Source organism: Streptomyces sp. NPDC051913, from assembly GCF_044593635.1.
Taxonomy (GTDB): domain Bacteria; phylum Actinomycetota; class Actinomycetes; order Streptomycetales; family Streptomycetaceae; genus Streptomyces.
Map to the genome: position 1 here is coordinate 1 of NZ_JBIUCI010000014.1, position 14,455 is coordinate 14,455.

Genomic DNA, 14,455 nt, shown 5'->3' on the forward strand with positions numbered 1-14,455 from the left:
TATCCAGTTACGGCCCGACCTCATCGACGGCTGCCTCGCCGGCACCGGACTCAGCCTCACCCACCACCCGACAACAATCCGAGGAGATCAGTAACGCGAGCGTTCCCGGAGTACTTCCCGAGCGGCCCGGGCGCCGGAGGCCAGGGCCCCCTGGACCGAGCCTGTGCCCCGGTGATCGCCGCACACGTGACGTCCCGGCCCCATCCGGGTGGTCCGGCTGAGCGGCAGCGGCGGCGTCATGACCGGCAGCGCGTCGACGATCGTGCGGACGGTGAGGAGGTCCCATCCTGCGGTGTCCCTCCCGTACGCCTCGGCGAGCGCGGCGCGCACGATCCCTTCCCGTCCGTCGGCGTCCCCGCCGAGCACGGAGGTCCCCACGAGGGCGTAGCCGTCCGGGGCGTGTCCCGGCACCACCTCGCTCAGGACACATGTGTTCAGGAACCGGCGGCTTTCGTCGACGAGGAGCGCCGGCTCAGCCAGCGGCGACCGCGGTGCCACGTGGTAATACGTGGTCACCACACGGCAGTCGGGCACCTTCAGGCCGGGGAGCAGCCGCCCTGCGGGTCCGGGGCCGGTGGCCACCACCACCGCCCGCGCGGCCAGTTCCGCTCCGGTGTCCGTGACGGCGCCGTCGTCGGTGAGGGCGCTCACGGCAGTCTCCAGACGGACCGTGCCCGCGGGCAGCGCGGCGGCGAGCGCCGCGGGGACGGCGCCGATACCGGCGCCCGGCAGACACAGGGTGCCGCGGAGCATGCTGCGCCAGACGAGATGGAAGAAGCGGCTGGAGGTCTCCAGCTCGTCCTCCAGGAAGACCCCGGACAGGAACGGCCGGAAGAAGCGTTCCACGAACTCCTCGGAGAATCCGGCGTCGGCCAGGGCGGTGCGGGTAGTGCGGTCCCGCGCCGTCTTCACCCGGCTGACCGGGCCGAACAGGTCGCGGGCCGAGAGCAGGCCGAGCGCCGCGAGGTCGCGGGGACCCGCGAGCCGTCCCGGCAGCAGCGTCGACCAGGCGTGCGGGCGCCGGGTGGGGTCCTGAAAGCGCAGGGTGCCCTGCCCGACGGTGTGCACCAGGATCCCGGCCATGAACGGCCGCAGCCGCAGTTCGCGTAGCACCAGCCTTCGGCGCACCTGCGGATAGGAGGTGTTGAACACCTGGAAGCCCCGGTCCACGACGAAGCCGTCGACACGGTCGGAGCGCATCCGGCCGCCCACGGCGTCGGACGCCTCCACGACCTGGACGTCCAGCCCGGCCGCCAGGAGATCCCGCGCGCAGGCCAGTCCGGCGACACCTGCGCCGATGACCAGGACATCGGGGATGTTCGGGGACGCGGGCACAGAAGCCTCCTCGGCGGGTCCGGCGGCGCCGGGGCGACAGCCACATACAGGTACCGACTTCTTCCCTCCGCACACCTCTCCCGGATGCGCCGACCAGCCATACGATCCCTGCCCCGTGAGCCGGCCTCGACCGCGCCTGAACGGCAGAGTCCGTGGGGAGCCCGATCCCCGGAGAGCCGGGCGGCCGCTCGTTGAAAGCCACTGAAGACAAGTGACTGTAAGCCACACCCAGCCCTCCTGGGCCGCCTAACAACTTACGGAGTGGCTGTGGCCTGCGCGTTCGATGGATGCCCTAGTTGAGGGGCGACCCGTCGGCGAGCTGATTGTTGCGGTCGATCTCCGGCATGTGCGTTTCGGCCCAGACCCGCAGAGCGGAGAGCGGGACTTCGAGGGACAGGCCGAGCGCCGTGAGCCGGTAGTGGACGGCGGGCGGCACGGTGGGCTCCACACGGCGGGCGACCAGACCGTCGCGAACCAGGCTCTGCAGGGTGACGGAGAGCATCTTCTGCGAGATGCCCGGGATTCGACGCCGCACTTCCGCGAAACGCACCTCGCCCGGAGCCTCCTCGGCCAGCACCTTGACCGCCATCGACGTCCACTTGGTGCCGATGCGGTCCAGCAACTGCCGCGTCGGGCAGTGCGGATCCATCAGATCCCCGCGCTCACCGGGCCTCGACCTGGTCACCTGGGGCTCACCACCTGAAGGGAAAGTGCCGTCTTGGGCGGATCAGGCTAGTTCCCTAGCGTGACCCTGTCACTTTCCGCATCACCCCTTGGGAGAGCCCCGCCATGCCTGAGCTGCGACGCATCCCCGTCAACGGTGTCGAACTGAACGTCGCCCTCGCCGGGTCGGGCCCGGCTGTCCTGTTGCTGCACGGCTTCCCGCACACCTGGGAGCTGTGGACGGACGTCATCGCCGATCTGGCCGACCGCCACCGGGTCATCGCGCCGGACCTGCGCGGATTCGGTGCGAGTGGCCGGGCCGCCTCGGGGTACGACGCGGGCACTCTGGCCGAGGACGCGGCAGCGCTGCTCGCCACACTCGACGTCTCCTCGGCCGCGGTGGTGGGCATCGACGCCGGTACGGCGCCGGCCTTCCTCCTGGCCCTGCGTCGCCCCGATCTCGTCCGGCGCCTGGTCGTCATGGAGGCTTTGCTGGGCAGACTGCCGGGCGCCGAGGACTTCCTCGCCGACGGGCCGCCGTGGTGGTTCGGCTTCCACTCCGCCGCACCCGGCCTCGCCGAGACCGTGCTGGAGGGACATGAGGCCGCTTACGTCGACTGGTTCCTGCGCACCGGCACGCTCGGCGACGGGGTGCCCCTCGCTGTCCGCGACGCCTTCGTCCGCGCGTACACCGGACGCGAGGCGTTGAGCTGCGCGTTCTCGTACTATCGGGCCCTGCCCGAGAGCGCGGCGCAGATCGAGCGGGCAGTCGCCACAGCCCGCCTGACGGTACCGACCATGGCGCTGGGCGCCCAACCTGTCGGTACGGCGCTGGAACGCCAGCTCCGTCCGGTCACCGACTATCTCACCGGGCACGTCATCGAGGACTGCGGCCACATCATCCCGCTGCACCGGCCGCGCGCCCTGCTCACACTGCTGCGCCCGTTCCTGGCCGGCGAAGACGCGCGAGCGGCATGACCGGGCCCGGCGCACTGTGTCCATAGCGGTCAGTCCAGATGACGTTGACGGGTGTGTCGGCGATGGGCATACCACCTTCATCGATCCCGGAGCGGTTCACAGAGCTGCGCCGCATCAGCGGGAGTCCAGCGGCGCAAAAAGCCGTTGCCGGAACAACAGCGGCGTCGGTCAGATGTCTTCATGACTCATGAGGCCCCGGCGGAGCATGTGGAGCAGAACCGACGCTTTTGGGATGACGAGGCGGCTGCGTGGCACGGGCCACTGGCCCGTGCTCATTGGGCGCAGGCGGAGCCGTCCTGGGGATTGTGGGCCACCCCTGAGTCGCAGGTTTCCCTGCTGCCCGAAGGCATCGACGGGATGCGGACCATTGATCTGGGCTGCGGTACGGCCTACGTTTCCGCCTGGCTGGCCCGTGCGGGAGCCCATCCGGTCGGGATCGACGTCTCGGAGAGGCAGCTCGCCACCGCTCGAGTGATGCAGGCGGAGTTCGACCTGGACTTTCCCCTTCTCCTGGGCAATGCGGAGAACGTGCCCTTCGAGGACAACACGTTCGGCCTGGCGATCAGCGAGTACGGCGCCTCGCTGTGGTGCGACCCCTACCAGTGGATCGCGGAGGCAGCCCGGATTCTCGTTCCTGGAGGTCGGCTGGTGTTCTCTCGGTACTCGCCGCTGTTCGCGCTGTGTGCGCGTCCCGAGGGGCCGGCGTCCGCCGCTCTGTCCCGCGGCCAGTTCGGCCTGACACGGCTGGACTGGGGGAATCGCATGGAGTTCGTCCTGCCGCACGGTGAAATGATCCGTCTGCTGCGGGCCTGCGACTTCGTCGTAGAGGATCTGATCGAGATTCAGGCACCCCAGTCTGCGCGGGACTACCCGGAGGTTTCCGCCGACTGGGCACAGCAGTGGCCCAGTGAGGAGATCTGGAAGGTTCGGCTGGCAGGCTGACAACTCCGCAGGCGGTGCGGCGCAGGCAGGTCAGGCCCGCGCGGTGAGCATCTGGGACGGAGGAACTGTACGAGGCCAGCCCGGCCGGCCGGGCAGCGGCAGCCGATCCAGTCGTGGGTGTCCATGAACGTGCGGGCGGCGAAGGGCCACGGCAGCTGGGGGTCGGCAGGGCGCTCATCCCTTGACGGCTCCCTGCATGATCCCGCCGACGATCTGACGGCCGAAGACGACGAAGAGGGCGAGCAGAGGCAGCGTGCCGAGCAGTGCGCCGGCCATGATGAGTGACTGGTCGCGGACGTAGCCGGCGCTGAGTTGGGTGAGAGCGACGGGCACGGTGGGGTTGGTCATGTCGAGCACGATGAAGGGCCAGAAGAAGTCGTTCCACGCGTGCACGAACGTGATCATGAACAGTACGGCCATGGGGGGCCGGGCGATGGGCAGCACGATGCTCCAGAAGATGCGCAGGGAGTGCGCACCGTCCACTCGTCCGGCCTCGACGAGTTCGTCGGGGAGGGCTTCGGACAGGTACTGCCGCATGAAGAACACGCCGACGGCGCTGACGAGGGTGGGGAAGATGACGGCGGGTAGCTTCTGGCCCCAGCCCAGTTCCGTCATCATCATGAACAGCGGTACGACGCCGAGTTGGGGCGGCACCATCATCGTGCCGATCACGAGCATCAGCAGGATGTTGCGGCCTTTGAAGCGGAGTTTGGCGAACGCGAAGCCGGCGAGGGTGGCGAACAGCACGGTGGACAGGGCGATGGCACCCGCCACGATCAGGCTGTTGAGCATGGCCTTGCCCAGTGCGGCGTCCTGCCAGGCCTTGCCGAGGTTCTCCAGGAGGTGGGGTCCGGGCAGGAAGGGCGGAGGCGTTTGGGTGACGCGCGTGTTGTCGGTCGACGCCGCCACCATCGTCCAGTAGAGCGGGAACAGTGAGACCAGTGCGGCGAGTCCCAGCAGGATGTAGGCGACGGGTCCTGCGTGGTGCTGGCGTCCGGCACCTGGGTGGCGGAACAGTGGTCGGAGTCGTGCACCGGACGGGGTGGCCTTGCGGGTCTTTCGCGCGGTCTTGGGGGGTGTGTCCGTCGCCTGGACCGGGATGCTGTCTGTGGTCATGGAGATCTCCCGGTCAGGTCCGGCGCGTGGTGATGCGCTGGACGATGCGTTGGACGACGAACACGAGGATGAGCAGCAGGAACATGGCCCAGGCGACCGTTGCGGCGCGGCCCATCTGGTAGTTCTTCCAGCCCTCCTCGTAGAGCAGCAGGCCCAGCGTCTGGTACTGGTTGTCCGCTCCTCCGGTGATGCCGTTCGGGCCTTGGCCGAAGATCAGGGGTTCGCCGAAGAGTTGTGTGGCGCCGATCGTGGACAGGACGATGGTGAACACGATGGTGGAGCGGATGCCGGGGACGGTGACCTTGAGGAACTGCTGCCACCGCGAGGCGCCGTCGATGGCCGCGGCTTCGTACCGGTCACGTGGGATCGCCTGCATCGCTGCGAGGTAGAGGAGGGCGTTGTAGCCGGTCCAGCGCCAGATGACGATGGTGGAAATCGCCGTCTGCGCGGCCCACTTGTTGTTCTCCCAGTCGATGTTGTCGACACCGAACAGGCTCAGTGCCCAGTTGATCATTCCGAAGTCGCGCTCGAAGAGCATCGTGAACACCAGGGCGGCGGCACCGACCGAGGTGGCGTACGGGGTGAGGGCGGCGACGCGGAAGAACGTCGAGCCGCGCAGCCGGTAGTTGAGCAGGTGGGCCAGTCCGAGTGCCATCAGCAGCTGGGGCACGGTCGACAGGACGCCGATGGTGAAGGTGTTGAGCAGCGCGTTCCAGAATCGGTCGTCGTCCCACAGTGCCGTGTAGTTGTCGAAGCCGACCCACTCCATGAGGTTCAGGGTCGACAGTTCGACGCGGTGCAGCGAGATCCACGAGGTGTAGATGAGCGGATAGAAGCTGAAGGCGGCGAAGACGATGAAGAACGGGGCGACGAAGGCGTACGGGGCGCCGCGGACGTCGAGGCGGTGCAGCAGTGTTCGTCGCCGCTGACGCTCCGCGCCGATGCCGGGCGCGGTGTCTGGGGGTGTCGAGGTGGGGATGGCCACCGGAAGGCGTCCTTCCTGGACGGGTGGTGAGGCGGGCAGGGGCCCGGCGGCCCACACGGGCCGGGCGTGGGGCACCGGGCGAGAGGGGGGGAGGCGGGCGACGGCCCTGGGTCAGCCGGCGGCCTTCTCGATGCGCTCGTCAGTGGTCTTCCAGGCCTCGTTCGGGCTCTTGTTCTGCGCCTCGATGAGGGTCAGGCCCTGCGAGAAGATGTCCTTGATGGTGCCGTCCTTGCGGCCGAGCACCTGCTCGTCGGGGATTTCCTGGGCCGCGGCTCCGAAGATCTTTCCGATGGGGGCGCCGCTGAAGTAGTCCGACTTGGCGTTGACGACTTCGGGCATCTCCAATGCGGTCTGTGACGAGGGGAAGTTGCCGATCTTCTCGAAGAGGTAGGCCTGCTGTTCGGGGGCGGTGAGCCAGGCGACCAGCTCCTGTGCCTCCTTCTTGACGGGGCTCTTCTCCATCACGCCCAGGAAGGATCCGCCCCAGTTGGCGCCCTTGGGTGCCTTGGCGACGTCCCACTTGCCCTTGTTCTTCGGTCCCGCCTTCTCGCTGATGTGGGCGAGCATCCAGGCCGGGCAGACGGTGCTGGCGAAGGTGCTGTTGGCCAGACCGGGGTCCCAACCGGGCTGGAACTGGCGGAGTTTGGCGGTCAGATCGGACGTGGCCGCCTCGGAGGCGAGTTTCCACGCGTCTGTCACGACGGGGTTGGTGGCGTAGATCAGCTTGCCCTGCTTGTCGTAGAACTGCTGGGAGTTGCCGTAGATCATGGCGTTGAACAGGCCGCTGGAGCTGTCCATGAAGGCGACCTTGTCGTCCTTCGAGTTCTGCTTGAACCGCTTGCCCGCGTCGACGTACTTCGACCAGTCGCCCTCCCACAGCTTGGCGACCTTGTCGCGGTCCGTGGGCAGGCCTGCCTGTTCGAAGAGGTCCTTGCGGTAGCAGACCGCCATCGGGCCGATGTCGGTGCCGAGGCCGATGACCTTTTTGTCCGCGGTGGTGACCTGGCTCTGTTTCCACGGAAGGAAGTGGTCCGTGCCGGCCACGCCGGCCAGATCGACGAACTTGTCCTTCTGGGTGTCGGACAGTTCCTTGGCCCGACCAATTTCTATGCCCTGGATGTCCTTGAGTCCGCTGCCTGCGGCCAGGTGGGTCTGCAGGGCGGTGTAGTAGGTCTGCTCGTCGCCCGCGACGTCCGCCTTGATGACGACGTTCGGGTGTTCCTTCATGTACTTGTCGAGGAGGCCGGTCTCCTTGAAGCCCATGACGCCGAAGAGCCCCATGGTGATGGTGACCTTGCCGTCCTTCTTCCCCCCGCCGGTTCCGCCGTCACTGCCTCCGCAGCCCACGACCAGACCGAGTGCCGACGCCACCGACACGGCGATCACGACTTTCGTACGCAACTTCCTTCGGAACTTGTTCATTTCGTCCTCCAAGCGGCGGCGTTGACGCACCGGAGCGCGAGCCCTCACGACTTCGCTCCATAGGTGAGATTTGTCCGGTGGGTACGTTCCCAATCGATGGTGGGAACGTGCCCACTCGGGAGTCCGCAGCCTGGCCGCCACGCAAGGCGTCTGTCAAGAAGTTGAATCCACTTCGTTGCCGACAGATGTCGCGAGCCCGCGCTCGGGCCCTGCGGACGCTCTCCACAGGTCTGGCACAATGCGCAGGTGAAAGCCGTCTGGGCATCGCCGAGCGAGGGAGGCGTCATGGGGGACAGGCAACGCCCGACCATCATCACCGTGGCCGCGCGCGCCGGTGTCGGACGCACCACGGTTTCACGAGTCATCAACGGTTCCGAACTCGTCAGCGACAAGGCGAGGGCGGCGGTGCTCGCGGCCATCGCGGAGTTGAACTACGTCCCGAACTCCGTTGCCCGGGGGCTGAAGACGAGCAGGACGAACTCCGTGGCCCTGGTGATCCCGGAGTCGGAGAGCAGGCTGGGTTCGGAGCCCTACTTCTCGGCAGTCATCCGTGGTGTCAGCACGGCTCTCGCGGAGACCCGCACGCAGCTCCAACTCGTGCTTGTCCGCGACCAGGCCGAGCGGGACCAGCTCACCGAGTCGGTCGCCGAACGGCGGGTCGACGGGGTGCTCCTGGTCTCGGTGCACGAGCACGACCCGCTGCCGGGGCTGCTGGAGGACATGGGGCTGCCCACGGTGCTCGCCGGACGCCGTTCCTCCGACGAGTCACTCAGCCATGTGCACTCCGACAACGCCGGCGGGGCCGCGACGGCCGTCAACCACCTCCTCGCGCGGGGGCGGCGCACCGTCGCCACCATCAGCGGACCGCTTGACATGGACGTAGCCCGCAGCAGGCTCCAGGGCTGGCGCGAGGCCCTCGAGAACGCGGGTCACAAGGCCGCGGACCGACTCGTGACCTCGGCCGACTTCACCGAGGAGGGCGGCGAGACGGCCATGCGTTCACTCCTTGAACGTGTCCCCGAGCTCGACGCCGTGTTCGTCGCCTCGGACGTCATGGCGGCGGGAGCTCTGGCAGAGCTGCGCAGGCAGGGGAGAGAGGTCCCCGACGACGTGGCCGTGGTCGGATTCGACGACTCCACCATTGCCCGGCACACCCATCCGCCCCTCACCACCGTGCGCCAGCCCGTCGAGGAGATCGGCAGCATGATCGCCCACATCCTCCTGGAGGAGATCGACGATCCTGACAAGCCGCGCCGACGCGTCACGCTTCCCACCGAACTCGTCGTACGCGAGTCGTCATGAGGTCATGAGGGATGCCGGCGAGCCGCGGGCCCGCTCGGATCGCCGGCCTGGTCCATGCGGCCACGGTGCGGTTGAGGTGGCAGTCGGGGACGGGTGCGCGAGCTTGAAAGGGTTGCCTCCAAGAGCCCCCTCCGCGGGGACAGGCTCAGGTACGCCGCTCGCGCAGCGCGACGGCGAGACTCCAGGGAGGTGCCCAGGCCGTCTCGTCCACCGGACAGCTCGCCATCGCCACGGCGGCCACCTGTTTCCGGGTTCCGGTCGGCAGGTTCAGGGATAGAGGCCGGCCCGGAAGGTGAAGGAGACCAGTTGGGCTCGGTCGCGGGCACCGACTTTGGTCATGGCTCGGACCGCATGCGTCTTCACGGTGAACGGTGACACGGACATCTGGGCCGCGATCTCGTCGTTGCCGAGACCGCTCGCGACCAGCACGACCACGTCCCGCTCCCTGGGGGTCAGAGCACTGAAGCGTCGCAGAAGCTCCTTGTCGATCAGTGGGGGCGGACTGTCGGTCATGTGACCGATGAGCGCGGCCGTCGCGGTGGCCGACAACGCACCGCCACCGCCCACGACCTCGGTGATTCCGGCGACGAGTTCAGCAGGGCTCACGGTCTTGCTCAGGAAGCCGTTGGCGCCCGCGCGCAGGGCGGCGAGGACGATGTCGTCCTGGTCGAAAGTGGTCAGCACGATCACCCGCGTCTTCTCGGGCGGATGCTCGGCGCGGATCCGGCGGGTGGCTTCGACACCGTCGATGCCGGGCATCCGGATGTCCATCAGCACCAGGTCGACGGGGTGGTCCCGGAGGAAGGGGACGACCTGGAGTCCGTCGGAGAGATCCCCCGCAACGACGAGACTCGGGTCGAGCCGAAGCATCGCCCGGATCCCGGCCCTGATCTCGTCCTGGTCGTCGACGATCAGAATCCGTGTCATCGGACGACCTCTCCCAGGGGGCTGAACTCCGCGTGGACCCGGAATCGCCCGTCGTGACTGTCGATCGTCAGTCGCCCGCTGGAGGACTCGACGCGTTCGCGCATCCCCACGAGTCCGAGTCCGCTGCCCGGGTCGAAGCCGCGGGGTGAGCGACCGACGCGGTTCTCCACGGTGACGCGGATCCTGCCGTCGTGCTCGCGCACATCCACCGTTGCCGTCCCCTCTCCATGCCGGTAGGCATTCGTGAGCGCTTCCTGAACGACCCGGTAGACCGCCACGCCGACGCTCGGCTCCACGAAGCCGGCCGGGATGCTGATGGAGGGCCGGACGTCGAGGCCGATGCTTTCGAAAGAGGCGATGAGTCCTTCCAGGCCGCTCAGCGCCGGGGTCGGCCGGAGCGCCTCGTCGCCGGAGACGTCGTCCCCGAGGCGGAGGAGCGCGAGGATGCGTTGCGTCTCGACGACGACCGTACGGGCGCTGGACCTGGCCGAGACGAGGGCCTGTCGGGAGGACTCGGCGTCCTCGGGCAGCTCGATCTCCGCCGCACCGAGGTGCATGCTCAGCATCGCGACCTGGTGGCCGATGACGTCGTGGAGATCTCGGGCGATACGGAGACGTTCCTCGGTCACTCGTCGGGTCGCTTCGATCTCACGGGTGGCGATGGCCATCTCGGCCCTTTCCTCCAGGGTCCACCAGTGCTCCCGATGGATACGGAGCGCGGCCCCCGTCGCACCTCCCGCCATGGCCGAGAAGAGGGCCGCGGCTCCCACGACCGCACCGCCACGGAATCCTCCGACCGTCACGAACGCCCCCAGGAAGAACGCCGCCACGATGCCGGTCCCGGCGAGCGGCTGCTTTCCCCTGAGGGTGACCGAGAACAGCACGAGCACGGCCATCATCCACACCGACAGGGGGTCGTCACCCACCGCTGTGACGGCGAAGGACGCCGCACTCGTCACGACCAGTCCTGCCCACGGCTTCCACCACGAGAGGGCGACGCCCCCGCCGGCGAGGAGCACGGACAGGGCCGTCGGCCAGTCCGACCCCCTCACCGTCGCCGCCACGATCTGCCCGGTGAACACCAGCCCTGCCACCGAATAGGCGACCCGGTGCAGTACCTCGGGGCGGCGGACCCACAGCGGTGCGGCCGGTCCGTCCTGACTGTTCTGCGCCTTGGCCATGAGCCGATTCTCGTTCACGTGTGCGGCAGCCGTGTACTTCAAACGATGTAGACGACCAACGATGTGGACGACGAACGATGTCGACGACCGAGCCGCTCCGGTCGACGGAGACGGCAGAAGCCATTCCGTAGAAATTGGACGGCAGAAGTACTTCGTTCGAAGTACGCGGCTCCTCCCGAGGCCGCTGAGACTCCTCATCGAGGCGACCGTCTCACACCGTCACGATCACAACGGGACACCCGATGACGCAGACCAGCGTAACTTCGACCACTTCGACCACTTCGACCACTTCGATCACTTCGGCCACGGCCACGACGACATCCTCCGGGCTCCGATCGCTCCACCTCATCCGAGTCGCCTTCTCCCTGATCTGGGTGGCACTTGTCCTCGCGACCTCCGCCTCGCTCGTGTCGAGGGACGAGCCCACAGTGATCGCGGCCGTGCTGCTCGTCGTCTACCCCCTGTGGGACGCCATCGCCACGATCATCGAGCGCAGCCTGACCGGCGTCGGCACCGGCTCCACGAACAGCGTCAGCACCACCAATATGGTGCTCGGCCTCGCCGCCACAGCGGGGATGATCGTCGCCGTCTTCTCCACCATCGGGACTGCCCTTCTCGTGTTCGGCGTCTGGGCCCTCCTCTCCGGAGCCATCCAGCTCGTCGTGGCGATCCGGCGCTGGCGCACCGTCGGCGCCCAGTGGCCCATGGCCGTCAGCGGTGGACAGTCCGTCATCGCCGGTGCCACCATCGCCGCCACGTCCGCCTCCGCGACGAGCAACCTGTCCACCGTGGCCGGGTACTCGGCGTTCGGCGCCTTCTGGTTCCTCGTCTCCGTTATCGCCCTGAGCCTCCGCAGCCGACGCGAGAACCGTTGACCACCGCCGCCGGAACCACCGCTTCTCCCGGAGCCGCAGCGTCTTTCATTCGTCTTTGGACGGATGGTGGTGAACAAGGGCGGGTCAAGGTCCGCTGCTTCTAGGCTGGTTGAAGAAGTACATCAGCACGGTGCGGGGGCGGGATGGCTGACACGGAGGCGTCTGACGGTTCGTCGGATCAGCGCTGGTTCGTCAGTCATGCGGGGGCTGATCGGGCGTGGGCGGAGTGGATCGCCTGGCAGCTGCTCGACGCGGGGCTGCAGGTGGAGCTGGACTGCTGGGACTGGGGTGCGGGCGACGACTTCGTGCTGAAGATGAACGCCGCCCTCGAGCAGGGCCGCTTCCTGGCGCTGTTCTCCCCGGCGTATTTCGAGCCGGAGCGCTTCACCGGGCCGGAGTGGAGGTCGATGGTGGTCATGCGGGAGAAGATCACCCCTGTGCGTGTGTCCGACGTCGATCCTCCGCCGCTCTTGCGTGCGTTGATTTCCCGGGATCTGTTCGGCATCGGGCAGGCCGAGGCGCGTCGGGTGCTGCTGGAAGCGGTCAGCGGTCCGTCCCGGCCGGATACCGAGCCGCCCTTCCCCGGCTCCGGTGGGGTGTTGAGACAGTTGGGCGGCAGCGGTCCACGCTTGCCGGGCACCCTGCCAAGAGTATGGAACGTGCCGGCCCGCAACGCGTCCTTCACCGGCCGCGACGCCCTCCTCGTCGAGCTGCGCCAAGCCCTGGTGACGAACAACCGGGTGGCGGTGCAGGCATTGCATGGCCGAGGCGGCGTGGGCAAGACCCAGTTGGCGATCGAGTACGCGTACCGGTTCGCGGGCGAGTACGAGCTGGCCTGGTGGATCGCCGCGCAGGACCCGGCTCTGATCCCCGACCAGCTCGCCGCCCTGGCCGGCCGGATCGGGGCCGCACCGGCCGGCACGCCGGCGGGGGAGGCCGTGCAACTGCTCCTGGAAGAGTTGCGGACGCGTTCGCGGTGGCTGCTGCTCTTCGACAACGCCGAAGACCCTGAAGCTCTGACCGGTTTCCTGCCCGGCGGCACGGGACATGTGGTGATCACCTCCCGAAACCCGCACTGGCAGGTGTGCGCCACCCCGTTGAGCGTGGATGTCTTCTCCCGCACCGAGTCACGCGCTCTGCTGGGCGCACACCACCACGTTCTCAATGATGCGGATGCCGACGACCTCGCCCGAGCCCTGGACGATCTCCCCCTCGCGCTCGCGCAGGCCGGCTCGCTCCTCAGCGGTGGCCTGTCGGCTGCGGACCTGAGGAGTGAGTTGGCCGCGAACACCGCGGCGGTGCTGGCCGAGGGCCGCCCGGCGGGGTATCCGGTATCGCTAGCCGCTCAGGTCCGTCTGACCGGGGACCGTCTGGCGGCCGAGCATGCAGGGGCACTGGTCTTGCTGTCGGCGCTGTCCTTGCTGGCCCCTGAGCCCTTTCCCGTCACGGTCTGCGCCGGCCGACTGCCCGACCAGACCTCCGCACCGCTGACGAAGAGCCTCACGTCTCGGCTGGCCGCCGGTCCGGTGTTGCGGGCGATCGGCCGGCACAGTCTGGCCCGGGTGCAGGACGGCAGCGTGCAGGTGCACCGGCTGACCCAGACCGTGCTGGCCGACCAGCTCACCGACGACGAGCAACGGCAAGCCGCTCGGGATGCCGAGTCGCTTCTGTGCGCAGCCCACCCCGGTGACGTCAGGCAGCCCGCGACGTGGCCCGGGTGGCGGCAGCTGCTGCCCCATCTCCTCGCCGTTGACCCCGCCTTCATCAAAACCGATCAGGGGCGGAACGTGGTGCGCGACGCCTGCTGGTATCTGATGGACCGCGGCCAAGCCGACCCCGCCCGGGAACGTCTGGAAGAGCTGTACGACACCTGGTCACGGCGGTTGGGTCCGGATGACGAAGGCAGCCTGTGGACCGCGAATGCCCTGGCGCGCGCTTACAACGACACCCAGGACCACGAGCGGGCGCGCGCCTTGGAGGCGGACACCCTTGAGCGGCGTCGCCGACTGCTTGGGGAAGACCATCCCGACACCCTGGCCTCGGCCTCGAACCTGGCCAATCATCTGTCGGCGGTGGGTCGGGTGGAGGAAGCGCTCGCTCTGGGTGAGGAGATGCTGGTCCGGCGCCGCAGACTCCTTGGAGAAGACCATCCCGACACCTTGTTCACAGCGTCGAACGTGGCCATCCATCTGGCTGCGGTGGGTCGGGTGGAGGAGGCCGTGGCTCTGGACAAGGAGGCCCTGGACCGGCGGCGACGCGTGCTGGGTGAGGAGCATCCCGAAACCCTGTTTGCGGCGTCGAGCCTGGCAGTCCATCTGGCGGACCTGGGCCGGGTGGAGGAGGCGGTCGCTCTGGGGGAGGAGACACTCGTCCGGCGGCGAAGCGTGTTGGGCGAGGAGCATCCCGACACCTTGTTCACGGCGTCGAGCCTGGCCATCCATCTGGCGCAGGTGGGGCGGGTGGAGGAGGCGCTCGCTCTGAGCGAGGGGACACTGGCCCGGCGCCGTGGACTCCTTGGCCATGATCACCCCGACACTCTGGTCACGGCGTTGAGCCTGGCCCTCCATCTGGCGGAGGCGGGGCGGGTGGAGGAGGCGCTCGTTCTGGGCGGAGAGACGCTGGGGCGGCAGCGGCGGGTGTTGGGTGAGGAACATCCCGACACCGTGCAGTCCGTTGAGGTGCTGGAGTGGGTGAAAGGGCTGCAAGCCGAAGAATAGGCATCGCAGGCC

At 68.3% G+C, this 14,455-nt stretch carries 12 protein-coding genes; 5 read left to right on the forward strand and 7 right to left on the reverse strand.

Going from position 1 to position 14,455, the window contains the following annotated elements; genetic code table 11:
* Positions 1-87: 87 nt before the first annotated feature.
* Both ACIHIX_RS33975 and ACIHIX_RS33980 read right to left on the reverse strand, forming a co-directional pair.
* Positions 88-1,335: an NAD(P)/FAD-dependent oxidoreductase gene (locus ACIHIX_RS33975; protein ID WP_399963004.1), complete on the reverse strand. Its 1,248-nt coding sequence runs from the start codon at positions 1,333-1,335 to the stop codon at positions 88-90.
* A 292-nt stretch (positions 1,336-1,627) separates the two neighbouring features.
* Positions 1,628-1,984, reverse strand: a complete 357-nt coding sequence (locus tag ACIHIX_RS33980; RefSeq protein ID WP_399963440.1) for a winged helix-turn-helix transcriptional regulator — start codon at positions 1,982-1,984, stop codon at positions 1,628-1,630.
* A 140-nt stretch (positions 1,985-2,124) separates the two neighbouring features.
* On the opposite strand from ACIHIX_RS33980, the gene ACIHIX_RS33985 reads away from it, so the two are divergent.
* Together ACIHIX_RS33985 and ACIHIX_RS33990 are read left to right on the forward strand one after the other, a co-directional pair.
* On the forward strand, positions 2,125-2,976 hold the full coding sequence (locus tag ACIHIX_RS33985; RefSeq protein ID WP_399963006.1) for an alpha/beta fold hydrolase: 852 nt from the start codon (positions 2,125-2,127) through the stop codon (positions 2,974-2,976).
* Between the two features lie 180 nt (positions 2,977-3,156).
* On the forward strand, positions 3,157-3,918 hold the full coding sequence (locus tag ACIHIX_RS33990) for a class I SAM-dependent methyltransferase (RefSeq protein WP_399963008.1): 762 nt from the start codon (positions 3,157-3,159) through the stop codon (positions 3,916-3,918).
* 174 nt (positions 3,919-4,092) lie between these two features.
* On the opposite strand, the gene ACIHIX_RS33995 is transcribed toward ACIHIX_RS33990, so the two are convergent.
* From ACIHIX_RS33995 to ACIHIX_RS34005, 3 genes are all read right to left on the reverse strand, one after another.
* Positions 4,093-5,034, reverse strand: a complete 942-nt coding sequence (locus tag ACIHIX_RS33995; RefSeq protein WP_399963010.1) for a carbohydrate ABC transporter permease — start codon at positions 5,032-5,034, stop codon at positions 4,093-4,095.
* Positions 5,035-5,047: 13 nt separating this feature from the next.
* Positions 5,048-6,019 (reverse strand): carbohydrate ABC transporter permease, encoded by a 972-nt coding sequence (locus tag ACIHIX_RS34000; RefSeq protein WP_399963012.1) that lies wholly within the window; start codon positions 6,017-6,019, stop codon positions 5,048-5,050.
* 111 nt (positions 6,020-6,130) lie between these two features.
* Entirely contained in the window at positions 6,131-7,441 is a 1,311-nt protein-coding gene (locus tag ACIHIX_RS34005) for an ABC transporter substrate-binding protein (protein ID WP_399963014.1), read from the reverse strand.
* Positions 7,442-7,726: 285 nt separating this feature from the next.
* On the opposite strand from ACIHIX_RS34005, the gene ACIHIX_RS34010 reads away from it, so the two are divergent.
* The gene (locus tag ACIHIX_RS34010; protein ID WP_399963016.1) at positions 7,727-8,743 is read left to right on the forward strand and encodes a LacI family DNA-binding transcriptional regulator; all 1,017 of its coding nucleotides are present in this window, start codon (positions 7,727-7,729) and stop codon (positions 8,741-8,743) included.
* A gap of 267 nt (positions 8,744-9,010) precedes the next feature.
* Here the strand turns inward: ACIHIX_RS34010 and ACIHIX_RS34015 are convergent, their stop codons facing one another.
* Both ACIHIX_RS34015 and ACIHIX_RS34020 read right to left on the reverse strand, forming a co-directional pair.
* Positions 9,011-9,670 (reverse strand): response regulator, encoded by a 660-nt coding sequence (locus tag ACIHIX_RS34015; protein WP_399963018.1) that lies wholly within the window; start codon positions 9,668-9,670, stop codon positions 9,011-9,013.
* Complete coding sequence (locus tag ACIHIX_RS34020) at positions 9,667-10,851, reverse strand: sensor histidine kinase (RefSeq protein ID WP_399963019.1); 1,185 nt, start codon at positions 10,849-10,851, stop codon at positions 9,667-9,669. Before ACIHIX_RS34020 ends, ACIHIX_RS34015 begins: the two co-directional genes overlap by 4 nt.
* Positions 10,852-11,225: 374 nt before the next feature.
* On the opposite strand from ACIHIX_RS34020, the gene ACIHIX_RS34025 reads away from it, so the two are divergent.
* Positions 11,226-11,726, forward strand: coding sequence for a hypothetical protein (locus ACIHIX_RS34025; RefSeq protein ID WP_399963021.1), 501 nt, complete (start codon positions 11,226-11,228; stop codon positions 11,724-11,726).
* Between the two features lie 143 nt (positions 11,727-11,869).
* Positions 11,870-14,443, forward strand: a complete 2,574-nt coding sequence (gene fxsT, locus ACIHIX_RS34030) for an FxSxx-COOH system tetratricopeptide repeat protein (RefSeq protein ID WP_399963023.1) — start codon at positions 11,870-11,872, stop codon at positions 14,441-14,443.
* The last annotated feature ends 12 nt before the right edge of the window (positions 14,444-14,455 follow it).